This window comes from Stieleria mannarensis (assembly GCF_014154935.1).
Taxonomy (GTDB): Bacteria; Planctomycetota; Planctomycetia; order Pirellulales; family Pirellulaceae; genus Stieleria; species Stieleria mannarensis.
In genome coordinates, this window is sequence record NZ_JACEHH010000018.1 from 145,827 (window position 1) to 170,936 (window position 25,110).

Here is a 25,110-nt window from a genome sequence, read left to right on the forward strand (position 1 = left end):
GCCACGCCGCGGCCGGTCCGCTGGGGCTGGGCCTGGAATGGTATTTGCAGCCCTTTTATTCCGGCGTCGACGCCGCCGGCGTCCCGTTTGACGTGCCTCTTTTCGACATCGCGCGTCACCCACGCTGGTCGCTCGCTGACCGCGCTGATCGATTTCCGACCAGCCTGGGGGAAAGGGCCCCAGGCCGTTGTTGCTTGCAACTCGCGAGTCGCCGGCCGATTAACCACCACCATTGCCTCTCATTGAACAGGATCACAATCAACAGTCCAGAAATTGTCGTGACAACGACCGGAACACACAGTTGGCGAATTCGAACCGCGGGAAAGGAAGCAGCAGAGCATTCGCGACGCGTGTTCGAATCTCAAGGGTTGCAGTGCAGCCCAGTCAAACGCCGTGAAAACGGGTTTGCATTCTCCGCCTCGATGGCGGCGGGCGATCGAGAGCCCGCGATGGCCAGCTAGGGGCGCCCCTTTCTGAAGCACCTTATCACCCCCTAAGGGCGCGCTGGCCCGCAAAGATTCTTATTGGCATATCACTTGCCACTGATGGGGGCCAGTACCTGCACCTTCCACAGGCGGGGTGTCTACCCTTGCCCACGAAATGGATCCAAGAATCAATGAGCTCGATCATCGAATCTGAAGAACACCACCATCCCAATGACACGATTCCGCAAGTCCTGGCGCCGCCGAGCGAGAGCGTGAACCTGCCGGCGGCCGAAGACTTGAGCATTTGCCTGATCAGCCTGCACGGGCTGATCCGCGGCACCGACCCCGAGCTGGGGGCCGACGCCGACACCGGCGGCCAGGTCAAGTACGTATTGGAGCTGGCTCGCGAGTTGGGCGCACGGGAGAATGTTCGTCAGGTGCAACTTCTGACCCGCCAGATCATCGACCCCAAAGTCTCCGATGATTACTCGGTCCTGGAAGAATCGATCGGCGAGTGCGCCAAGATCGTCCGGATTCCTTTCGGTCCCAAACGCTACCTGAAGAAGGAGTCGCTGTGGCCGTACATCGAGATGTTCATCGACCAGACGCTGGCGCACTTTAAGCGTAACGGCATCCCGGATCTGATCCACGGTCATTACGCCGATGCGGGCGCCGCGGGGGCGCACCTGGCGCGACTGCTGCACGTGCCCTACATCTTCACCGGGCACTCGCTCGGCCGGGTCAAGCGTCAGCGATTGTCGGTCGGCAAGTCCAACCCTGAAACATTGGAAAAGAAGTACAAGTTCACGCCTCGGATCGAGGCCGAAGAGACGGCGCTCGAAACGGCCGCAATGGTCGTCACCAGTACCAACCAGGAAGTCGAACAGCAGTACGAGCTGTACGATCACTACGTGCCCGACCGCATGGAGGTGATCCCGCCCGGCGTCGATCTGTCGGCGTTCACCCCGCTGGCCGATCCGAACCACAAGGCCGAGATCGAGGACGCGTTGCTGCCGTTTCTGCGCGACCCTGACAAGCCGGCGATTTTGACGATGGCCCGGCCGGACGAGCGAAAGAATTTGGAAATGCTGGTCAAGGTCTACGGCGAAAGCGAGGAGCTGCAGCAGGTCGCCAACCTGGTCTTGATCCTGGGCACGCGCGACGACTTGCGCGAGCTGCCCAAGTCACAGCAAACGATCATCACCAACATCCTGCACCTGATCGACAAATACGATCTGTACGGCAAGGTCGCGTACCCGAAAACCCACCGCCCCTCGGACGTTCCCGATCTGTACCGGATGGCGGCGCGGTCCAAAGGCGTGTTTATCAACCCGGCGCTGACCGAACCATTCGGGTTGACCTTGTTGGAAGCCGGCGCGACCGGGTTGCCGATCGTCGCGACCAACGACGGCGGCCCCCGCGACATCATCTCCAATTGCGAAAACGGTTTGCTGGTCGACCCGCTCGATCCGGCCGCCATCGAACGCGCCCTGCTGCGTGTTCTGACCGAACCGGACGTCTGGCAGCAGTTCTCTCAGGCCGGGATCGCCGGGACGCGGAAGCACTATGCGTGGAGCAATCACGCCTCGCGGTACTTGCGCGACGTTAATGAAATTTTGGAGCGGGCCACGGCCCCCACGACGATCAACCGGCCGGTTCGCCGGTTGCCGGAATTCGACCGGATGATCATCACCGACTTGGACAACACGCTGACCGGCGACGACGAGGCACTGGCGCGTTTCGCGGACCTGATCCGCGACAACGATCACATCGGATTCGGCATCGCGACCGGACGCCGCCTCGACAGCGCCCTGGAGTTGATTGAGTCGCTGGGGTTGCCGCAGCCGGATCTGATCGACACCGATGCCGGTACCCAACTGCATTACGGCGAAGCGATGACGCCCGACCGGACGTGGCAGAAATCGATCGGCTACGCCTGGGACCGCGAGGGGATTCTCGCCTGTTTGGGAAATGTCGAAGGGTTGACGCCCCAGTCGGAGGACCGACAATCCGCGTTCAAAGTCAGTTTTGATATGGACCCGGCCAAAATCACGGTCACAAAGGTCAAAAAGAAGCTGCGAGAAGCCGGACTGAGGGCTAAGGTGATGTTGTCCCTGGGGATGTTTTTGGATGTAATCCCCGTCCGCGGCGGCAGCGACCTGTCGATGCGGCATGTGCTGTGGAAATGGGGCTTCCAGCCGGACCACGTTCTGGTCGCCGGTGACTCGGGCAACGACGCCGGCATGTTGCTGGGGCGGACCCTGGGCGTCGTCGTCGGCAATTACAGCCGAGAGCTAGACCGGTTGAAAGATCGTCCGCGGATCTATTTCGCAAACACGCCACACGCGGGCGGCATTCTTGAAGGCATCGAGTACTACAACTTTTTGGACAAGATCGTAATTCCCAATGATTGGATTGATTGACTACGGAAGGGAAAGCCAAGCGGAGCTCGATGAACTTTCCTTCCAGGCGGATTTATCGCTGGAGCGGCTGAATCCGCGTTTGGAGGAGGTTTGGGAACGGTTTTCGACTTCCGAGGAACGTCAAAAGATCTTCCAATCGCGGTTGCGTGAACACTGGCGGCCGTTGTTCAAACAACTCCACGAGCTGTACAGCGGACGTTACGATTTCTTCTATCACCTCGAACAGGTGCTGTTGACCGCCGCGTTGGCCTTTGCCCAACGCAGCGATGAACTGTGTGAAGTTGATCGGCATCGGTTGATCGAGCCGAATTGGTTCCAATCCCAAAAAATCGTCGGCGGTGCACTGTACGTCGACCTGTTCAGCGACAACCTGAGCCGGCTTCGAGAACACGTCGGTTACTTCAAGGACCTGGGGCTGACGTACTTGCACCTGATGCCGTTGTTCGCGGTCCGCCCCGGCAACAACGACGGCGGCTACGCGATCAGCAACTACCGCACGATCGCGCCCAGCCTGGGGACGGTCGAGGACCTGAAGCTGTTGGCCGACGACCTCCGCGAAGCGGGAATCAGCTTGGTGTTGGATTTTGTGTTCAATCACACCTCCGACGATCACGAATGGGCACAACGGGCCCAAGCCGGTCAACGCGAGTACCAGGAGTTCTATTACACGTTCGCCGATCGCGAGGTGCCCGAACAGTATGAACGCAACTTGCGCGAGATCTTTCCCACCGTCCGCCGCGGAAATTTCACCTGGCACGACGGCATGGGACGCTGGGTCTGGACCACGTTCAACAGTTTTCAATGGGACCTGAACTACAGCAACCCGGCCGTGTTTCGGGCGATGCTGGACGAGATGCTGTTCATCGCCAATCTGGGCGTCGATTTTCTGCGTCTAGACGCGGTCGCGTTTATCTGGAAACAGATGGGGACGTGCTGCGAAAACTTGCCCCAAGCCCACTCGGTGATCCGAGCGTTCAACCGTCTGGTCCGGATCGCCGCCCCCGCGCTGGTGTTCAAGTCCGAAGCGATCGTGCACCCCGATGAAGTCGTCAAGTACATCGACAAGGACGAGTGCCAGGTTTCCTACAATCCGACCTTGATGGCGCTGTTGTGGGAATCGTTGGCGACCCGGCGGACGGATCTGTTGGTGCGGACGTTGGCGCGTCGCTTTAAATTGCCCGAGGGCACCTCTTGGGTCAACTACTTGCGCTGTCACGACGACATCGGTTGGACGTTTGATGACGGTGACGCGGCGTCGATCGGCATCAATGCGTTTGACCATCGGAATTTCCTGAACGAATTCTATTCCGGCCAATTCGAAGGTTCCTTTGCCAGGGGCGTGCCCTTCCAACACAACCACGAAACCGGTGACATGCGGATCTCCGGGACGATGGCGTCGCTGGCCGGCCTGGAACGGGCAATCGAACAGGAAGACGAAGAGGGCAAGGAATTGGCCATCCGGCGGATGATGCTGCTGCACGGCATCACGCTTAGCATCGGCGGCATCCCCTTGCTGTACATGGGCGAAGAGTGGGGCATGCTGAATGATTACTCCTTCACCACCGATCCGGCCAAGGCGGGGGATTCACGTTGGATTCACCGGCCGCGGATGAAGTGGGAGTACCTGGAAGAGTTGGATGACGAATCCGGACGCGATTCGATTCGTCGTCGCATTTTCCGATCGCTGCAGTCGATGATCGCGATCCGAAAACGCTCCCTCGCCTTTGCCGGTCAAGAAATGACCCTGTTCCCGACCGGTAACCCGCATCTGCTCGGTTACGTCCGCTCCAACGAAGCGTCCAACGTGATCGTTGTCGCCAACTTCACCGAGCATCCGCAATCCCTGGACGCCAATCGATTGCGGACCGCCGGGCTGGGACGTTTTTTCAAGAACCTGCTGAACGAAGTCGAATACGGAACCGCCGCGCCGGTTGTCTTGCAGCCGTATGAATTGTTGTGGCTCAAGCGGATCTAGCAGGATAGTACCGCTTCGAAAGACCACGGATGCCTCTGGTCCGGTAAACGTAGCTACCTTCGCCAGAACGTCGTTATTGACGCTCTGGCGAGCGTCGCTACGTCAGCGCCTCGATCGTTCTGCTCGCTCATGAGTTGTGTTCACGATTGCCGTTCCTCACGCTCCAGGTGGTACATCAGCCCATCACGAACTCCTTCGGGGCCATGGCCGTCGGCCAAGTACAGCATTTGTTGACCGGCCATCGCGTCGCGTGTTTCGGCGCGCAATTGTTCGTCGGCGTTGCCCACCAGGACGGCTCGAAAACCGCGGGTCATCGCTGCGGTGTCGTTGCCGGAATCTCCGGCAAACACGATCGAAGCGGGGTCGATGGAACGACGCGACGCCCACCATTGGATCGCACTGCCCTTGTTCACATCGACCGGCAAGATGTCCATCAAGCCTTCACCGGTGTCCGGATCGCGGCTGATCGTGTAGGCGAGCGGGCAATCGAATTCAGTGATCCATGCGGCGACCTGCTCGCGAACCGCCACCACCGCGTCGTGGGGAAAGTCGAAACTGCACTTTAAAGGCGTTTGCTGCTTCGGGCTTTGTGGCGTCAGCCACTCGACGCGTTCGCACAGTGCGGTCTGGATTCCGGCATTCGTCCAGCCCCCCATGCGATCCAACAACGCCTGCTGGTAATCGAGGTCTTGTTGGTAAGAACCGTCGTCGCTGCGATGCCACATCGTCGACCCGACATCGCACAGGATCGACGCCGGGTGCGGCAAGTCGAATTGAGTCATCGCGTCGAACGTCAGCTCAAATGAACGCCCCGTGACAAAGATCAATTGCAGCGAGTGTTCGACGACCAAGCTGCCCAGATGTTTGACCGCGGCATGCTGCTCGGGCGTCTGCCGGACCGGGATCAGTGTTCCGTCCAAGTCGGTGGCCAGCGTCGTGACCGTTCGGATTGATTTCAAGTTCATGAGGTTATCAAAGGGTTTTTCAAAGGCGCGACGGATGACGTACGGGGCGGTCAGGCTCAAGTGATAGCAAACGCAGTGCCAGTGTAGAACCATTGTCCCCAATTGTTCCCCTCAGCCGTTCCGGCTGAGAGGATGCTGGGGGTGTTCGCTGCGCTCACGCGGAACAGTTGCGGACAACGGTTCTACAATGTCTCAGCCGTTCCGGCTGGGAGGGTTTCTGGACGTGTTCGCTGTGCTTACGCGGGAAGTGTAGAACCATTGTCCCCAATTGTTCCCCTCAGCCGTTCCGGCTGAGAGGATGCCGGGGGTGTTCGCTGCGCTCACGCGGAACAGTTGAGGACAACGGTTCTACAATGTCTCAGCCGCCTCGGCTGGGAGGGTTTCTGGACGTGTTCGCTGTGCTTACGCGGGAAGTGTAGAACCATTGTCTCAATTGTTCCCCTCAGCCGTCCCGGCTGAGAGGATGCTGGGGGTGTTCGCTGCGCTCACGCGGAACAGTTGCGGACAACGGTTCTACAATGTCTCAGCCGCCTCGGCTGGGAGGGTTTCTGGACGTGTTCGCTGTGCCTACGCGGGAAGTGTAGAACCATTGTCCCCAATTGTTCCCCTCAGCCGTTTCGGCTGAGAGGATTCTGGGGGTGTTCGCTGCGCTCACGCGGAACAGTTGCGGACAACGGGTTCTACAGTGCCTCGGCTGGGAGCGTGAGTGAGCTGGCGTGCGAATCCGCGGGGCGAAGTGCTAAAAAATGATGGGTGATCCCCTCGCAAGGCTGGAAAACGAACGCCCCGGAAGATTAGACTCGGGACGCACCTGCACCGGACGGTTTCTCCTTGGGGGCGATCTTGTATTCCAACGAATCGTTTGATGATCTTCTGATCCGCTGTCGACGCGGCGACTCGGAAGCGGTGAGCGTTTTGGTGCGCCAGTATTCGTCCCGGCTGATGGCCGTCGCTGGAAATCTGCTGAGCGCCCAGGTGCGCCGCAGGGTCGACCACGAGGACATTGTCCAAAGCGCCCTGTTCACGTTTTTTCGCCGTGTCGAACAGGGGGAGTTCGACATTCGCGATCCGGAAGACATTTGGCGATTGTTGGTCACCATCACGGTTCGCAAAGCACAAACACAGGGGCGACGCCATTCGGCCGAGCAGCGTGCCCCGGCGCGCGAAGCCAGCGCGACCTGGCTGGTCGCCGCGATGTCCCGCGAACCGGGGCCGGTCGAGGCGATCGTGCTGTCGGAGATCGTGGAGGATTTGACCCGATGGCTGGAACAGGAAAAGTACGGTGAGATCTTAGAACGCATTCTTCGCGGCGAAGCGAAAGCGGACATCGCCAGAGACTTGGGACTCTCCAAACGAACCGTCGACCGGGTGCTGTTTCGAATCCGCGAGAAACTGGAGTCCCAGATCGGCGAGACCGAAGCATGAGATTTGAGAAATCGGTCATTTCTTGTGTCTCCAACGGAACGCCATCGCGATTGCATCGATAGGACATTGACAAGAATGTTCGGGCACTGGTCGTAGCGGAAGCCGCCAAGGCTTTCGCTGTCGGAGTCGCGTTGTGGCGGCAAAATTCTTGGCGAGTTCCGCGACGGGGAAAACCGAGAACGCCCGGATTTCTGGATGCTCAGTTTGATTTGATGGTCGAATGAATCTTAAAACCGATCCCGCTGCCGGTCTGTCGCATCAGGAGCGGTCACGCTTTGATGCGTTCCTGTTGGAATTCGAGGAGCACTGGTCCCCGAACACACTCGCCGAGTTTTCCACGCGTCTGGAAACGTTCACCAGCCCGCTGGCCGAATCGCTGCTGCGGGAGATGATCTTGATCGATATTGAACGTCAGTGGGGCCATGGCAAGGAGGTTCTCGTCGAAGATTATCTGCGCCAGTACCCCGATGTTTCGAAGCTGAAGGACGTACCGCTGGATCTTGCCATCGCAGAGATCGAGGCACGTGCTGCTTCCGGAGCGGCGTTGGATTCAAAGGAATTTCAGTCCAGATTTCCGAACCTGCAGTCCGAGCTTGAGCCGTTTTTCCCGTACGGTGCGCACGACACACGGGTGATCGAAAACGGCGACACCAGCCAGTCCGCCCTTTCGGGAGAATTGCCGCCGACGCGGACGAGGTGCCCGAAGTTGCCGGATCGGTTTGCGCGATACCGCATCATCCGGCGGATCGCCGACGGCGGAATGGGAGCGGTCTACTTGGCCGAAGACACCTCACTGTACGATCGCCGTGTGGCATTGAAAGTGCCGCTTTTCGCGGCCGATTCGCCCCGCGATGTCGAGTGCAGGACCCGCTTTTTGGCCGAAGCCCGGGCCGCGTCAAAGCTTGCCGAGCACCCCAATCTGTGCTCGATCTACGAGATCGGACAGGTTGACCGGATCGATTACATCGCGATGCAGTACGTCGACGGAGAAACGCTGGAATCCCACCTGCGATCACGCGGCCGGCTCGATCCACGCCGGGCCGCCGGCCTGGTCATCAAGATCGCCAAGGCGATCGACTATGCCCACCGGCGCGGCATCATCCATCGGGATTTAAAACTTGCCAACATCATGATCAGCTCGCTCGGCGAGCCGATCGTGATGGATTTCGGCTTGGCCAGGCTGTCCAGTGAACCGGAGCAGACGCGGTTGACGCGCGACGGGGTGCTGATCGGGACGCCGGCGTACATGTCCCCGGAGCAAGTCAAAGCGGACCCCGACGAAATCCACGCGGAGACCGACATCTACAGCCTGGGCGTGGTGCTCTATCACTTGCTGACCGGCCGACTGCCGTTTCGAGGCTCGCTGGGCACGATCATGAGTGGCGTGCTGCGTGATGATCCGGATCCACCGAGTGACACGCTTCCAGATCTCGATCTGGAATTGGAAGCCATCTGTTTGAAAATGATGGCCAAACGGGCCGAAGATCGGTATGCGTCGATGGATGAAGTGGCGGAGGCGCTCGCCGATTGGCTTCAACCGGAACGGACGCCGCACGTCCAGGCGACTTCAGCGCAGCAATCTCTTGCGCAGCGATTCGTTCCTTCATGGCCCCGCCTGATCGCCACCGGCCTTTCGCTCGTATTGCTGATCGCGATGACCGTGGTGTTGATCATCCGGACCGACCACGGGTCAGTGCGATTTGAAATCGCCCAACGCGATCTCGGCGTCATCGTTGACGGCAATCGAATCAGGCTGCAAGAACTTGCAACACCCCGACGACTGGCGCCGGGGCCACACCAACTGGCGATCGAGATCGGTGGCACACAGGTACCACTGGACCGAGCCTTTACGATCGAAACGGTCGAGTTCCAAGGCCGTGCAAAACTCGCCGTGCAAATCGATGGCGTCTCCGTCACGTCCAACACCTTCGACGTCGCTCGCGGGACCGAGCATGTGATGCGCGTTTCGCTGATCGATCTGAATCCCGCGGCAGATCCGACGACACCAGGCATTGCCAAATCGAGTTTGGACTCCCCCGCTGATTCAGCCAGCGCGTCTCCCGATGTCACTGCCGAAACGGCATTGCAGTTCAACGGTGTTGACAGCTACGTGTCGATCCCATCGTTTCGCTACGACGGTTCGTTTCCGATCACCGTTGAAGCGGTCGTCACGCCGATTGGGAATGTGGACGACGGTCACGTGGTTTCCAATACACAATCGTCGGGATTCGCTATCGTCTCACAGCGGGCCAATTGGAGCTTCAATTTCCGTGACCTGCAAGGATGGGGACGAGCCAAAACGGCGCGGAGCGAGTTTGGGCGCACGGTTCACCTGGCAGGCGTTTACAACGGTCGCGAGGTGTGTTTGTTTGTGGACGGACATGCCAAGCATCGCGTTCGGGTCCAATACGAACACCGCCCGTCGGTTCAGCACTTGTTCCTGGGGGCGGGAAATAACGCGGTCAATGAACCCGAAGCCTTCTTTTCCGGGTTGATCCACCAGCTGCGGCTGTCCAGCGCCGCACGGTACGACGCTGACTTTCAGCCGCCACTCGCATTGCAAAACGATTCAAGCACGCTGGCCCTGTACGACTTCAATGAACAAGCCGGAGACGTTTTGTTCGACCGTTCGGGCAACGCTCATGACGGACGCATCCACCACGCCCGTTGGGTCGACAAACATCAACCCGGCATCGACGCCGTCGACGATTGGACGCTCGCGCACCGCTGGACCGCGGCCGTACATGAGGACCGTGTCCGAGCCGTCGCGGTTTCGCCAGACGAAACGATCATCGCCAGCGGCAGCTACGACGGTTCGGTCGCGATCGTCGATGCGGCAACCGGCAACCTGAAACGCCGAATCTCCGTCGCCCCCAAACGGATCATCGACCTCGCGTTTGCACCCGATGGCCGGTCGCTGGCCGTTTGCGGATGGGATGCCGAGGTTTTGGTCGTGGATGTCGAATCCGGACAGCAGCGATCGAGCCACCGTGCCCAAGCCGGTGCCGGCAAAATTGCCATGACCGGTGTGCATTTTTCTCCGCAAGGCGATCAATTGATCAGCGGCGGATGGAACGCGAAGGTGCACGTTTGGGACACGGTGACGGGACGCACTGACCGTGTGCTGGAATACCCCGATGGACGAATCCACTGCACCGCATTGTCCAACGACGGATCCTTGGTTGCGGCCGCCGGCGACCGAACGGTCCAGGTCTGGAATCGCGCCCGTGGAAAAGCCAGGTTCAACCTGAAAGGACATTGCAACATCGTCATGAAGCTCGCATTTTCACACGACGGAAATGCATTGCTGTCGGCCGCCGCCGATGGATCGATTCGCTGCTGGAACATGATCGATGGCAGTCTGATGAGCGTTTGGTGGCATCGTAACCCGTTGGTCGATGTGAAATGGTTTCGCGATCATCAGACGGTCATCTCCAAAGATCAAACCGGGCGGGTGCAATTATGGAACGCCGCATCGGGTCAGCGAATCGGCGAGACAACGACGCACCTCGGCCAATTGGGAACCATCGCGCTGCTCAATCGCGACGGCCGATTGGTGACCTGTGGCGATCGCGGCTTGGTGAAGATGTGGCAGATCGCGAAATCCCAAAGTCGCTTCGTCACCGAAGTTCCGCGATCACCCTCCGGCCCCGAGGGCGGCGAAAACCATGTCCTGTTCTGCGACGGAGTCTCCTCGCATGTCCGGATTCCAACGTTCCGGTACGACGGGACACACCCGATCACGATTGAAACCTGGTTGAGGCTACCATCGTTCACGACCAACCCGTCCGATCACCGGCCGGGCGTCATCTCCCAGAACGATGGACGCGGGATCAATCTGTTGTTGATGGAGCGTGGCTTCTTTCAATGTGGGGCCGCCGGATGCGGTGACGTGATCGCCGACGCGGTGGCGGCGACGGATCGTTGGACGCACGTGGCGTTCACCTATGATCACCCGACACTTGCCTTGTTCGTCGATGGAAAGCTCCAGTATCGAAAGACTGCGACCGAGCCGTTTGCCGCAGGGGAAAAAGACTTCATCATCGCCGCGGACCCGACGAACGCGACCGGTGTCTCCCGGCATCTACGCGGCCTGTTTGACGAAGTCCGGTTCTCGAGAACGGTGCGGTACCGCGACGATTTTCTGCCGCCCCGTCGACACGAAAACGATGCGCAGACGATTCTGCTGTACCACTTCGATGATCCCTCGCCTGAGCACGCAATCGATGCGACGGGAAATGGGTTTGACGGTCGCATCCACCGTGGACGCGTGGTCCCTGCTGGAGAACTGCCACCGGGGTTTGACCGACCGGCCGATGCGGTCTCCACGATGGACGAACCGCTGGCGTCCTTTGACGCCGCCTTTGATGGCGTTTCCAACGAGACGCCGACGGCGATCAAAGACTATGACAATGCGTTCCGATCGCGAGAACCCGATCCCGTCCGCTGGCATGCCGACGGGCAGCTGAACATCAAATCCGAAGGTGGCTCGAAAGCCTGGAACGTGATCGGCATGCGTCGCGGGTTGTTGGACGTCACCGGCCGCGCCGTCACCGAACAGACAAGCTGGATGGTAAACTTGACCAACGTCTCGCTTCGCCGCGGTATCCAAGTTGTGGTCCGCAGCGACGGTCAGATTCGATTCGGCAAAAGTCTGTTTCAATTCACGCCGCAGGTCGAGGATCGGTTGTTAACAACTGTTGCGGCGGACACGATTCGCTGCGTCAACCGTCTCGGCTTGGCCGTCGACCGCCGCTCTGTCCAGTTGTTCTGGAACGGTGTAAAGATCAGCGACCCGATCACGCTGGACTACGACCTGACTCCCTGTACGGTCGCAGTGGGCAATCACGGGGCGGGGCATTCGCAGTTCGATGCGGTTCGCTACTGGCATCCGTTTGACGCCCGCGACGAAGACTAGTGTTTCGCCGCAGTTTGGTCGGCGGCGAACCGATGCGTGCGGAAAGTCGCCCAATCAAAAAACTGGGCTGCGGCGCAATACGAGTGGTCTGGCCGACAGTGCACGACGCAGTCAGCGAAGGTGCTCGACGACGTCCTTTCCATCAGCGTCGCGTTCCGTCCCGGGGTCGATGGCCGGAAGGTCCGTCGTACCGCAACAGGTGCAGGTCGGCGCCTCACTGGTGAGCCTGGAGGGCGAAAATGAAAGTTTTCTTTTTTTCGAAAGTTTCTCTGAATTCCCTGTCACAAAGTGCTGGCCGTTGCGATGGACTCTTTGCCCCGAGACGCCACCGACCGATCTCGCCGCCCCCTTTTTGCCCCTCTTTACGATTCGAGAAGCACGCCATGAAACGCCGCAACGGATTCGCAACACGACGCCATCGTACTTCGCTTCGCCGTCGACTTGAGCGAATGACCAAGCGACCGCGGTTTGAGGTGTTGGAGGAGCGTCGCGTTTTGGCAGCGTTTTCGGGCCTGATCACGACGGACATGACGCTCACCGACCCGGCGGACCCGGTGGAATTCACTGCGGACACCGTGATCGCACCCGGCGTGAAATTCGAAATCGGCGCGAACGTTCCGGTAATGATTCCTGAAAACGTCAACATCTACGTCGACGGGATGCTGACCTTCAACCACTCCGCCGGCGTCGAAATCACCGACGGAAGCGGGGGGCAAAACTCGGGGATCGTCGTCAACGGATCGGGAACACTGGAGATCGTCGACACCGACTTCACGCGAACCTTAAGTAGCAATGCTGCGGATCGAACACGGATTGCGGTCGTTGCCGGTGGGACATTCAAGTCCACGGATTCCCGATTCGACTGGGACGCAATCACGCTCGATGACGGCAGCCAAATTGCCGATGCCACGACGGATTGGGTCCACGGCAACGAATTTAATCAGACGATCAGCGTCCCCTACCAACACCTTCAAGATGCGTCGCGATTAGCGGACAACCTGCGTTTCGAAGACATTGAGATCCTTGCCGGTTCATTGCCGAGTGGCGAGACGCTAGACCTGAGCGCGATCGGCACGGCGACGACCGTGGATTTGCGTTACGTGTTCCCGGAGGGATTCGAAGTTCAAGCAAACGCGACCCTGTCGGTCAATCAAGACGTGTCGGTGTTGCTTCGGGAGAATCAACAGTTTTCCATCGATGGGACGCTGGAGTTCAACAATGCATCGCCGCTGGTGATCGAAGACGGCTATGGCAGCAACGCAGCCGGAATCTCCGTCAGCGGCACAGGCACGCTGGAGGTCATCAACACCGATTTCGAACGCATCAGCACGGGAGACCAGCGGGACGACATCCGCATCAATGTCGCCGCCGGCGGTGCGTTCAAAGCCACGGACTCGACGTTCGATTGGGATGCGATCAACTTGGCCGAAAATAGCGTCATCAGCGACGGGGCGACTCCGTGGGTGCTTCGCAACGAATTCACTCAACCGATCTCGGTGCCCTATCAACACCTGCAAGACGCGTCGCGGTTGTCGGACAATCTGCGTTTCGAAGACATCGAGATTCTGGGTGGTTCCTTGCCGAGCGGGGAGACGCTGAACTTGAATCAAATCGGCACCGCGACGTCCGTCAACCTGCGTTACGTTTTCCCCTCCGGTTTCGAGGTTGAGCAAAATGCATTGCTCTTGATCAATCAGGACGTTTCCGTGCTGATTCGGGAGAACCAGCAGTTTTCTGTCGACGGAACGCTGACGTTTAACAATGCCGCGGAACTGGTGGCCGAAGACGGCTATGGCAGCAACGCCGCCGGAATTTCCGTCAGCGGAACAGGCACGCTGGAGGTCATCAACACCGATTTCGCACGCGTCAGCACGGGAGACCAGCGGGACGACATCCGCATCAATGTCGCCGCCGGCGGTGCGTTCAAAGCCACGGACTCGACGTTCGATTGGGATGCGATCAACTTGGCCGAAAATAGCGTCATCAGCGACGGGGCGACTCCGTGGGTGCTTCGCAACGAATTCACTCAACCGATCTCGGTGCCCTATCAACACCTGCAAGACGCGTCGCGGTTGTCGGACAATCTTCGTTTCGAAGACATCGAGATTCTGGGTGGTTCCTTGCCGAGCGGCGAGACGCTGAACCTGAACCAGATCGGCACGGCAACAGCTGTCAACCTGCGCTACGTTTTCCCCTCCGGATTCGAGGTTGAGCAAAATGCATCGCTCTCGATCAATCAGGACGTTTCCGTGCTGATTCGGGAGAACCAGCAGTTTTCTGTCGACGGAACGCTGACGTTTAACAATGCCGCGGAACTGGTGGCCGAAGACGGCTATGGCAGCAACGCCGCCGGAATCTCCGTCAGCGGCACAGGCACGCTGGAGGTCATCAACACTGATTTCGCACGCATCAGCACAGGAGACCAGCGGGACGACATCCGCATCAATGTCGCCGCCGGCGGTGCGTTCAAAGCGACGGACTCGACGTTCGATTGGGATGCGATCAACTTGGCCGAAGGCAGCGTCATCGGCGACGGGGCGACTCCGTGGGTGCTTCGCAACGAATTCACTCAACCGATCTCGGTGCCCTACCAACACCTGCAAGACGCGTCGCGGTTGTCGGACAATCTGCGTTTCGAAGACATCGAGATTCTGGGTGGTTCCTTGCCGAGCGGCGAGACGCTGAATCTGAATCAAATCGGAACGTCGACGTCCGTCGATCTGCGTTACGTTTTCCCCTCCGGTTTCGAGGTTGAGCAAAATGCATCGCTCTCGGTCAATCAGGACGTTTTCGTGCTGATTCGGGAGAACCAGCAGTTTTCTGTCGACGGAACGCTGACGTTTAATAATGCCACGACACTGGTCATCGAAGACGGCTATGGCAGCAACGCCGCCGGAATCTCCGTCAGCGGCACAGGCACGCTGGAGGTCATCAACACCGATTTCGCACGCATCAGCACGGGAGACCAGCGGGACGACATCCGCATCAATGTCGCCGCCGGCGGTGCGTTCAAAGCGACGGACTCAACGTTCGATTGGGATGGGATCAACTTGGCCGAAGGCAGCGTCATCGGCGACGGGGCGACTCCGTGGGTGCTTCGCAACGAATTCACTCAACCGATCTCGGTGCCCTACCAACACCTACAAGACGCGTCGCGGTTGTCGGACAATCTGCGTTTCGAAGACATCGAGATTCTGGGCGGATCATTGCCGACGGGAGAATCGCTGAATCTGAATCAAATCGGCACCACGACGCCTGCGGATCTTCGGTATATTTTTCCGAGCGGATTCACGATTCGTGAAGACGCCCTGCTTTCGATCAACGAAGGGGTGCGAACGCTGCTGAAGGAGAATCAGCAATTCAATGTCGACGGAACGCTGCGATTCGATAACGCCGCGTCGCTGGTGATCGAAGATGGATATGGCGTACAGACCTCGGGCATTTCGGTCGGTGCAACCGGTTCACTGGATGTCGTCAACACCGATTTCACTCGTGTGAATACAGGGAACGTTTCAGACAGGGTGCGGATCTTCGTTCGCGGGAGTTTCTACGCCGAAAAGTCGCTGATCGCCTGGGATCAGATTGAGGTTGATCCGGCGGGATCGATCACATTTGATCGAAACGAATTGTACACTCCGATCCAAATCGACAGCTCGGCTCGGACGAACATTCGTATCAATGACTTCAGCAATCTAGCCTCCAACAACACCGGCATCGTGATCGTCGGGGATCCGAACGGCGAAGTCGACTTGCGTTACAACTACTGGGGCACGACGACGCCGGAGCAAATTGATGCCAAGATCCTGCACCAAGTCGACGATGTCTCTCGCCCGCTGGCGGTCTACTTGCCGGCGTTGCCCGCACCTCGTGCCGGGTTCGGTGAAATCACCGGGACCAAGTTTAGCGATCTGAACAACAACGGGCAGCGCGATGCCGGTGAGCCCGGGCTCGGTGGCGTCCGGATGTATGTCGACATGGACAACGACGGCCAGTATGACCCCGGCGAGCCGTTTTCGATCTCGGCCGCCGATGACCCGAATACCACGGAGGTCGACGAGACCGGCCGCTACCGGATCATCGACCTGATCGAAGGCAGCCACGTCGTCCGGGAAGTCGTCCCGACCGGGTACCAGCAAACCTTTCCCGTCGCCGCTGCCGTTGCGACAACCGTCGAGTTCGACGGGGTCGGCCCCGAAGCCGGCGTCACGCCGCCCGGCGTTTCCGACTTTCACTTCGCCGGCGCCGAATTCACCGGTGGCACCGTTTTGAATCCGGGAGCAGCGGAACTCACCGCGTCGGGACTCTTTGCGTACGAAGTCACCGCGGAAGAAGCGAGTGTGACGTTTGATCGGCTGATCGATTCGGCACGGTTCTTCTTTGTGCATACCGGAGCCACCGCGGCGACGGCGACGGCGTACGGAATTGACGGTGCCGTTCTTGGCCTGGTCACCAGCCAGCTGGTGACCACCAGCGCCGACCCCGCCAACTTCGTCACGCTGGATCCGAACGCCCCGATTTCGCGAATCGTGATCAGCGGTGGTGTGGTGGACCAGTTTACGTTTACCAGTACCGCCGCTGACCAATCGCATCTGGTTCACGTGGGCGACCAGGAGATCGTCGGCGGGATCGATTTCGGCAATTTCCAACCGACGCCTACTTTCGTCGTCACCCGATTCATGGCGACTCACAACGGCTTTATCGCACACTTCAACCATTCGGTTGATGACAGTGACTTGAACCTTTATGACGGTTTCGCCCAGAGTCTTGGCGTGGCGGATATGGTCTTGCAAGGAGCCACTTCGGGTGCCGTCCGGGGATCCTTGGTGATCGGCGATGCCGGGCGAAGCGTGACCTTCCTCCGCACCGGCGGTCCGCTGGTGCCGGATCAGTACACGATCACGTTGCGTAGTGCCGCCGACGGATTCAACGACGATCAAGGCGACCTGCTGGACGGGAACGAAGACGGCACGGCGGGCGATGACTTTACCCGCACCTTTGAAATCGCCACGCCGGCGGCCGATGACGTGACGGTCGGCGTCGCCGACTTTGCCCGCGGTGCCGGCCAAGACGTTCATCTTCCCGGCAACGGCGACGCCGGAATCCCGGTGATGTTGAGCACCGGACACGACGTCACCAGCGTCGACTTTGAACTGGCCTTTGATCCGACGCTGTTGACGATCAGCGGATTCAACACGGAGATCGCCGGTGCGGCCGCGGCGTTCAACCTGGTCGCTCCAGGCCTGGCACGTGTGACCGTCAGCAGCCCCCAAGAATTTTCCGCGGTCGACGGTGTGTTCGAACTCGGCCGTTTCACCGCCTCCGTCCCCGCCTCGGCGCCTTACACCGGCAAACATCTCTTGGACATCCGTGCGGCCCAGGTCCGTGACGCTGCCCCGCTGCCGGCCCTGCGTCCGACCCGCGATGACGACGGGTTGCATGTCGCCGCCTACCCCGGCGACGGCAACGCAAGCCATTCTTACACCGGTGGCGACGTCACGCATCTTCAGCGTGTGATCGTCGGCCCCGCCACCGGTTTCGCAGATTACAAACTGGCCGATCCACGCGTCATCGCCGACCTCGACCACAGTGGTGACCTGACCGGTGGCGATGTGACCTTGCTGCAACGCGTCATCATTGGCATCCCCGTCGATCAAGTTCCGCCGATTCCCAGCGGCGTCACACCGGCGCCGCCCAGCGGCCCCGACCCACTGATCTATCTGCCCACCGACCTGCAGGCGTCGCCGACGACGACGGTCAGCGCCCCGGTGATGTTGCAAGTGACCGAAAGCGACGGCATCACGCTCAGCAGCGTCGACCTGGTCGTGGAATTCGATCCCGACAAGTTCGACGTCACAAATTTCCGCTTGGGCGATCTGTTGCAGGATGCCGGATTCAGCGATCCCGCGGTCAACACACAGCAGGAAGGAATCATTCGCGTCACCATGTCGACCGCCGGCAGCACGGTCGTGCTGCCGCTCGGCACGATCGGATCGCTGTTGGAATTCGACATGACCGTCAACAGCGATGCCCCCTACGGAGCTTCGCCGATCAACTTGCGAGCCAACTTTGTCGACGCGATCAGCCGGACGTCGACGAACGCGACCAACGCGAGCGTCGAAGAATTGACGCTCGCTCCGGCACCGACCAACGACGCCGACGATCCGGTCGACGGATCGATCAAGGTGATGCCCGGTGTACGGGAGATCGTTGTCAACGATGGGGCGAACCATCGATCACAGATCACGTCGTTGACGATCCGGTTCAACACCCTGCTGGACCATACAGCGCTCGACGATGCGTTCGAATTGTTGAATCTGGATCACAACCAAAGTGTCGGGACGATCGAGGTGTCTGCGGTCGACGACACCGATCAAGGCGTGACGGTTGCCACGCTCACCTTCGCCGGTGCTTCGACCGTCCCACGCGGCGGTTCGGGGGTCTATGGGAATTCACTGGCCGACGGGAATTATCAACTCGTCGTTCGTCCCGAATTCGTGCATCCGCCTGCGAGCGGCGACGAGATGACTGCGGCGTACTCGTTCGGGCAAAGTCCCGTCGACAGCTTCTTTCGGTTCTACGGTGACACCGACGGAGACCGTGACGTGGATGGGCAGGACTATGGACGGTTCGCCTTGAGCTTCTTGCGCACCTCGACCGATCCCAACTTCGACCCGTCGATGGATTCCGATGGGGACGGGGATGTTGACGGCCAGGATTACGGCCGGTTCGGGCTGAATTTCTTGAAGCAGGTTTAGAGGCTGGTAGAAGGGGCAAAACGATGGGGGCAAAACAATGAAAATGGAGGAGGCAAGAGGGAGGCAGAATGATTCGGGGCAGAATGATGATGCCGTCAGACGTTGAATGCTCGCTCAGTCAGCTTCCAATCCATTCCCCTGAACCACCGCCCCCCCATCAACTTTCCCCCATCAACATTCTGCCCCCCATCATTCTGCCCCCCATCTCCCCTAAATCGTTTTGCCCCCATCGTCTTGCCAATTCCTCACCCGGTCGCTCCAGCTTCAGCACCAATCAGCCCCGCAACGCGCCATCGAATCGAACACACCTCGCGAGCGACGGGCTGTAATCAAAATGAGTGCGCTTTGCATCCCCGCCGACGGCGAGCTGAAATTGCCAGCATCTCTGTAAAACTCCGTGAAACACGCTGCCGATCACGTTTTGGTGGGCGATGAGCTTGGCCGTGCGGCGGGGTTTGGCACAGCGACTGCCTCCCAAGGTGTTCGGGCGGACAAGCGGTCCGCCGACTCTGATCACGATTCACGGAGACCACGAATGCCTCTTCTGACCAAAACCTTCGCCACCCTTGGCATGCTCACCGCCTTCATCGCTTCCCCCGCCCTGGCCGACACGTATCGGCACATTGACGACCTGGCCAACGACATCGAAGACAAGGCGCGCTTGCTGGAGAAGGAGATGCGACACTACCGACACACGCCGGAGTATCGTCACTTGGTCGAGGACGCGCGAGCGATTCGCAAGTTGGCCGATCACCTTCACGATGTGGCCCACGACCACGGCAGCCTGTCGCACATGGAATCGGACCTGCGCGAACTCGATCACGACTTCCACCATTTTCAATCCGTCTTCGAACGCGTCGAACGTCATGCGGCCCACGGGCACGGCCACATTCATGGGGACACGCGGCACGTTCGTCGGTTGCTGCATCACATCGAGGTCGACATTCATCACTTGCAAGACGACCTTCGTTCGCTGCGACGGCCGTACCACCATGGTCATCGCACGACGGTTGCGCGTCCGCCGATCTTCACCCCGCCGCCGTCCAGGTGTCCGGATGATTACTCCCACCGCTCGGGCGGCTACGGATTCGGCCGTGGCATCTCGATCGGCAGCGGAAGTTCACGGTTTACGATTCGCTGGTAACGACGGCAGTCCATGACCGGGACAAGCACGGCTGACACCGAGGGGCGAGGATGGTAAGACATGCGATGGATCGTATTCCTGTCATCTCTCGCCCCTTGCTTGCGCTCCCATGGATCCCTCCGCCATCACCCAAGTGATTCGAAATCGTCGCACGGTCAAACCGGGGCAGATGTCTGATTCCGGCATCGACCGTGGAATCATCGAAGAGATTTTGGCCAACGCCAATTGGGCTCCCACCCACGGGATGACTCAGCCCTGGCGATTCACTGTCTTTGAGGGGCCATCGCGGCAAGCATTGGCGGACTTTCTTGCCGCAACCTACAAAGCGATCACGACGCCGGAATCGTTCAAGCAGACCAAGTACGATAAATTCCGCGTCAACCCGACGCTCGCCGGAGCCGTGATCGCGGTCGGCATGAAGCGTCAGGAGATCCAGAAGATCACCGAACTCGACGAGATCATGGCAGTCGCGTGCGCGGTGCAGAACATGCACCTGACCGCCACCGCACACGGATTGGGAGGTTTTTGGTCAACCAACGTCGCCGCGATGAGCGATCAGATGCGCGACTTCATCGGGCTCGCTCCCCCGGACCGCGCGTTGGGGTTATTCTACGTGGGACACGTCGCCGGCGAGTGGCCGGAAAGTGACCGGGAGGACGTCGCGACGAAGGTCCGTTGGGCCTAGGGCTGGTGTCAAACGCGATACATGCCGAGCACCCTGATTGTGATCACGACTTTCCGGTCGAAATCAGACAGCAGACGTATCGCCTGTTCGACCAGGTCTTGCGCGATCGTTGACCGCATGGTCGCCGTGTTCTCCGAACTCGGCACGTGCGAAAAAGCGAAGCCTTGCCCCGCACCGACCTCGGAGAGGGCGGCGACGGCCCAGCCCAGTCGAAACCAAAGCTGCGATCGATCGCTAGCGCGGCTTCTCGGTGTTCGATACGTTTCCTGCGGCAAGCATCATTTCGACCGCCTGCCGACCCGTCATCCCGATTTCGATCCCCAGCGCTTTGGCTTGCGGTGTTGCGTCCACGATGGGTGCCTCAAACAGGTCCTCCGGTTCGACCAGCGGATCGCTCGGGGTGCCTTTGGCGATGGCGATCGCCTGATTGAATTCGGTGGGTGTCGCCATGTTATAGATCCCGCAGCCGACGATGCCTCGCCGCGTGAGGATTGAGCAATACTGGCCGTTTTCCCAGCGGTTGCTGATGCCGATCGCCCGACCGTTATCGAAAGTTAATTCGCGGGACGTCGATCGGGGAAGCGTTTCGTCGTTCATCTTCGTTGCCTTAGTGAGACGCGGCGGATCCGGTTCGGTCGAAGACTTCGACACAATGCCCGTCGGGATCGTAGAACCAAAGTTGCATGCAGCCATCGGGGCGTTTTCGTGGACCGCCTTGGATCCGCACACCGGCCGATTCAAGAATGCGATGTGCGCGAATCGCGTCATCGACTTCGAAGGCAAAGTGATGCGTCAATCCCGATGCGACTCGATCCGGATCTAATCCTCCGCCCGGCTCGGAGGTTCCCTCCATCGTCTCGATCAGGTGGACTTGCGTCGCGCCGGCTTGGAGCCAGTGGCCCGGAAATCCGAAGTCCGGCCGTTCGACTTCGGTCATCCCTAGCAGGTCACGGTAAAAGTCTCGGCTGCGCAAGAGATCATGCACGACGATCGTCACATGATCGATCGCTTTGACACTGATCGCGGACGTCGCATGATTCGTTGGAGGCGATGGAGTCGTCATGGTTCACGGGAAAATCCAAACAAGTGAGACAAGAAAGGGAGGAGGGAGACGTTTGTCCCTGCTAGGGACGTTACTTTAGACCATTCAGCAAAGCGGTGTGCCCGTGGGCGACGAATCATGGAGGGGAATGGAAGGGGCATGCCGAGAAATCCGCATTTCACCGGCAGAAATCCTTGCCGCGGGCGAATCAAAGTCGGACAATGACCTGCTCTTTGGAGGTGTCATGATCCAACCCGTTCGCTCGCCCGTTGCCCCACGCGTGGTCTCGCCGATCTGCGGAGACGTCACGCCCCTGGTGGATCAAATCGAAGGTCTTCTGGGCCGTGGGAAGCACGTGCGTGTGCGCGTGGAAGGCGAAGGGAACGCAGAAGCGTTGAACCATCTCGCGGTGTCGATGCCACAAGAAATCGCATCCGGCCGATTGCGGCTGGATGATGAATCGCAACCGTTTGACGAGGGCCATGAAACGGTCGCGGTGTTCACGAGCAAGCTGATTCCTTGTGACCTGGTCCTGAGTCTGTGTGGATGGTCGCGTGATGATTTCATCGAGTATCTGCTCGCCAGACACCCGGACCAATGCCGAAGCGTGATGAGCCGGCTTGAGGGGGAGAACCTTCGCTACGCTTCGGGATCACCTGCCGTTTGGCGGTTGGTCCTTGACGTGATGGCTGCCGACCCGAACGCTCGTGACGTCCGGTCCATCGTGCTTGAAGAAGTGCACCGCAGGATCGGCAAAGGGCAGCGTTCCAAGGCACTCGCGGACATCCTGATGTTGCACTCGACCGAAGCATTGGGAACGCTGCCAATCGAATGTGTACTCCCCGCATCGATTGCCGACGTCCTTTCCCGGCCGGAGGTTGCGTTCGCCTTCACCAATGAGCGTTTTGTCGAGCGGTTGCTGTCTCCCGATGTCGCGGACGTGCAAGCATTGTTGTCTTACCGTTGGCCGTTGAAGCGACTCAAAGCAGTGGCAACGCTGATCGACGGCAGTGACCAAATTCCGCTTCGGTTGAAGAAGGTCTTTGGCGACGGACAATCCGCGTCCGCCGCGACGTGCGCCACGCTGCTGTGTCTTTGCGATCCCACATGGAAACCCTCTGGCACACAGATGTGTCTGCACGGCGGACGGTTCGACCATGCGATCTGGCCGGAGGTCGACCTGCGTTCAACAAACCTGTACCAAGCCACCTTTTGCGGTGCGACTCTGAGGCGTGCCAGGTTTAACGCAGCGTGCATCAGATCGGTCGACTTTTCAAATTCGGATTTGCAGTCTGCTGATTTCAGCCAACCGTTCCGTGGAGCGGATGGCGGTGCGCGACAACGTCTCGGCGATGGCAGCGACGAGCGGCGTACGTGGCGAGAAGCCACCAAAGAACGACCTGTCGTGCTGCATATCTTGACAACCAGCTTTCGAAACGCGGATCTCTCGCACGCCATCCTTTCCGGCCGATGTTTTCAACGTTGCGATTTCATCGACGCCAACCTGACCGATGTGCGAGCCAACGGCGTTTTGGTCGACCAGACGCTGTTCGACGGCGCGAATCTCAGCAGAGGCGACTTTTCCAAGTCACAGTTCCTCAATGCGGATTTCCACGACACGCAAATCGACGACGCCATCTTTTACTGCGCGAGATTTGTGTCGCTGAATTTGGACACCGCAGCGGCGGCCAACGTCAGTTTCCAGCAATGCGATTTGTCAGACGCCTCGATGACCGCGTCGACGTTGACCGGTTGCAATTTCCACGACGCGATTCTCGTCAACGCAAAATTGGCGGAAATCAACTGGGAGGACTGTGATCTCCGAGATGCCGACTTGCGGGGCTGCAGTTTTCACCTCGGGTCCACGCGTTGCGGAATGGTCGGCAGCCCTTATCCGTCGCACGGTACGCGAACAGGTTTCTATACCGATGACTTGGACGAACAGTATTTCAAGAGCCCCGAAACGATCCGCAAGGCCAACCTGTGTGGGTCGGACTTGAGGGGGGCTGACATCGCGGGGCTCGATTTCTACCTTGTCGATCTGCGGGGCGCCAAGTTTGACCCCGACCAACGCAAACAGTTTGTCGCCACGGGCGCAATTTTGGATGACTAATTGAAATGGTGACAGACAATCGCGCAGCCGGATTCAGTCTCAAAGACCAGTTGTTCAACCGCGATCGCATCGAGTATCTGGCGGGACTGTTCGCCGAAGCGGACTCCGGTTTCCAGCACGAGCGTTTTGTCCGTGACTCGATGAAGGGCCTGTCACGGCTGGAGCTGAAAGAACGCATCGTTCACCTCGCGGCGCAACTGGAGAAACATCTATCACCGGACTTCGCCGTCGCCGCACGACAGATCACCGACGCGTTGCCGCCACCATTGGATCCCAAGAAAACGGACGATGATTTCGGTGACTTCATCTTCGCCCCGCTCGGGGAGTTCGTCGTCCGCAACGGGCTGGAGAAAAAGCACCTCAATCGATCACTCCGCACACTCAAGGCGTTGACGCAGCGGTTTTCGATGGAGGATGCGATCCGGGCGTTGATCGACACCCACCCCGAAAAGACACTGGCGGAACTCGAAAAGTGGGCCGGGCACAAGCACTACCATGTTCGCCGGTTGGTCAGTGAGGGGACTCGCCCCAAGTTGCCCTGGTCCAAGCGGCTGTCCATCGATGCGACCGTGCCGCTACCGTTACTGGACCGGCTGCATGCCGATCCGACCCGCTACGTGACTCGTTCGGTGGCAAACCATCTCAATGACCTGACCAAGTCACATCCCGAGCTGGTCCTGGAGACACTCGCTCGTTGGAAAAAGGCCGGCAAGCAAGACGAACCGGAGCTGCGATGGATGAGCAAGCACGCGTTGCGGACGCTGATCAAACAAGGCAGCACCGATGCACTGCGGTTCTTGGGGTATCGCCCCGACCCGAAAATCGAAGTCGGCGGATACGAACTTGCTCGCTCGGAAATCCGCCCCGGCCAGGCGATCGAGTTGTCGTTCACCGTTTCGGCCCATCGAGACGAATCGTTGATGATCGATTACGTGATCGACTTCGTGAAAGCCAACGGTACGCTGGCCGCAAAAGTGCACAAGCTGAAGCAGATTGAATTGGCCAAGGGCGAATCAAAAACGATTCGAAAGCGGCACGTGTTGCGGGCCAACGCGACGACGTACACCCTGTATCCTGGGACACATCACGTAACGCTCCAAATCAACGGCCAAGCCTTCGGAACGCTGCCGTTTGAACTACTGGCATCGTCGTAGGTGTCTAGCCTTGAGGCGACTCCCCCTTCGCTGCGAGCGACGTCGATTCGATTACTGCGGGAGAGTTGGCACGTAATAGAGACTCT

12 protein-coding genes are annotated in these 25,110 nt (G+C 59.3%); 9 read left to right on the forward strand and 3 right to left on the reverse strand.

The features are described from left to right. Positions 1–616 precede the first annotated feature (616 nt). The gene (locus H1B37_RS14235; protein ID WP_220498199.1) at positions 617–2,848 is read left to right on the forward strand and encodes an HAD-IIB family hydrolase; all 2,232 of its coding nucleotides are present in this window, start codon (positions 617–619) and stop codon (positions 2,846–2,848) included. Continuing rightward, on the forward strand, positions 2,832–4,823 hold the full coding sequence (locus tag H1B37_RS14240) for an alpha-amylase family glycosyl hydrolase (protein ID WP_182867326.1): 1,992 nt from the start codon (positions 2,832–2,834) through the stop codon (positions 4,821–4,823). Before H1B37_RS14235 ends, H1B37_RS14240 begins: the two co-directional genes overlap by 17 nt. A gap of 140 nt (positions 4,824–4,963) precedes the next feature. On the opposite strand, the gene H1B37_RS14245 is transcribed toward H1B37_RS14240, so the two are convergent. Further along, positions 4,964–5,788, reverse strand: a complete 825-nt coding sequence (locus tag H1B37_RS14245; protein WP_182867327.1) for an HAD-IIB family hydrolase — start codon at positions 5,786–5,788, stop codon at positions 4,964–4,966. 843 nt (positions 5,789–6,631) lie between these two features. Between H1B37_RS14245 and H1B37_RS14250 the strand changes: the two genes are divergently transcribed. The 5 genes from H1B37_RS14250 to H1B37_RS14270 all read left to right on the forward strand — a co-directional run bounded on the left by H1B37_RS14250 (position 6,632) and on the right by H1B37_RS14270 (position 20,715). Continuing rightward, a complete protein-coding gene (locus tag H1B37_RS14250) occupies positions 6,632–7,213 on the forward strand; it encodes an RNA polymerase sigma factor (protein WP_182867328.1) in 582 nt (193 codons plus the stop codon). A 220-nt stretch (positions 7,214–7,433) separates the two neighbouring features. Further along, positions 7,434–12,131: a protein kinase domain-containing protein gene (locus H1B37_RS14255; protein ID WP_182867329.1), complete on the forward strand. Its 4,698-nt coding sequence runs from the start codon at positions 7,434–7,436 to the stop codon at positions 12,129–12,131. Between the two features lie 449 nt (positions 12,132–12,580). Beyond that, positions 12,581–18,886, forward strand: a complete 6,306-nt coding sequence (locus tag H1B37_RS14260; RefSeq protein ID WP_182867330.1) for a cohesin domain-containing protein — start codon at positions 12,581–12,583, stop codon at positions 18,884–18,886. Between the two features lie 535 nt (positions 18,887–19,421). Continuing rightward, entirely contained in the window at positions 19,422–20,030 is a 609-nt protein-coding gene (locus H1B37_RS14265) for a hypothetical protein (protein WP_182867331.1), read from the forward strand. Between the two features lie 109 nt (positions 20,031–20,139). Beyond that, complete coding sequence (locus H1B37_RS14270; protein ID WP_182867332.1) at positions 20,140–20,715, forward strand: nitroreductase family protein; 576 nt, start codon at positions 20,140–20,142, stop codon at positions 20,713–20,715. 234 nt (positions 20,716–20,949) lie between these two features. Here H1B37_RS14270 and H1B37_RS14275 read toward each other — a convergent pair whose 3' ends face one another. Both H1B37_RS14275 and H1B37_RS14280 read right to left on the reverse strand, forming a co-directional pair. Continuing rightward, positions 20,950–21,312 carry a DUF1805 domain-containing protein gene (locus H1B37_RS14275; RefSeq protein ID WP_182867333.1) on the reverse strand — a complete coding sequence of 121 codons (363 nt, stop codon included), beginning with the start codon at positions 21,310–21,312 and terminating at the stop codon, positions 20,950–20,952. A gap of 10 nt (positions 21,313–21,322) precedes the next feature. Next, positions 21,323–21,778, reverse strand: coding sequence for a VOC family protein (locus H1B37_RS14280; protein WP_182867334.1), 456 nt, complete (start codon positions 21,776–21,778; stop codon positions 21,323–21,325). A 223-nt stretch (positions 21,779–22,001) separates the two neighbouring features. Between H1B37_RS14280 and H1B37_RS14285 the strand changes: the two genes are divergently transcribed. Together H1B37_RS14285 and H1B37_RS14290 are read left to right on the forward strand one after the other, a co-directional pair. Next, positions 22,002–23,870, forward strand: a complete 1,869-nt coding sequence (locus tag H1B37_RS14285) for a pentapeptide repeat-containing protein (protein WP_182867335.1) — start codon at positions 22,002–22,004, stop codon at positions 23,868–23,870. A 5-nt stretch (positions 23,871–23,875) separates the two neighbouring features. After that, on the forward strand, positions 23,876–25,024 hold the full coding sequence (locus H1B37_RS14290) for a YhaZ family DNA alkylation repair protein (RefSeq protein ID WP_182867336.1): 1,149 nt from the start codon (positions 23,876–23,878) through the stop codon (positions 25,022–25,024). Positions 25,025–25,110: the final 86 nt, after the last annotated feature.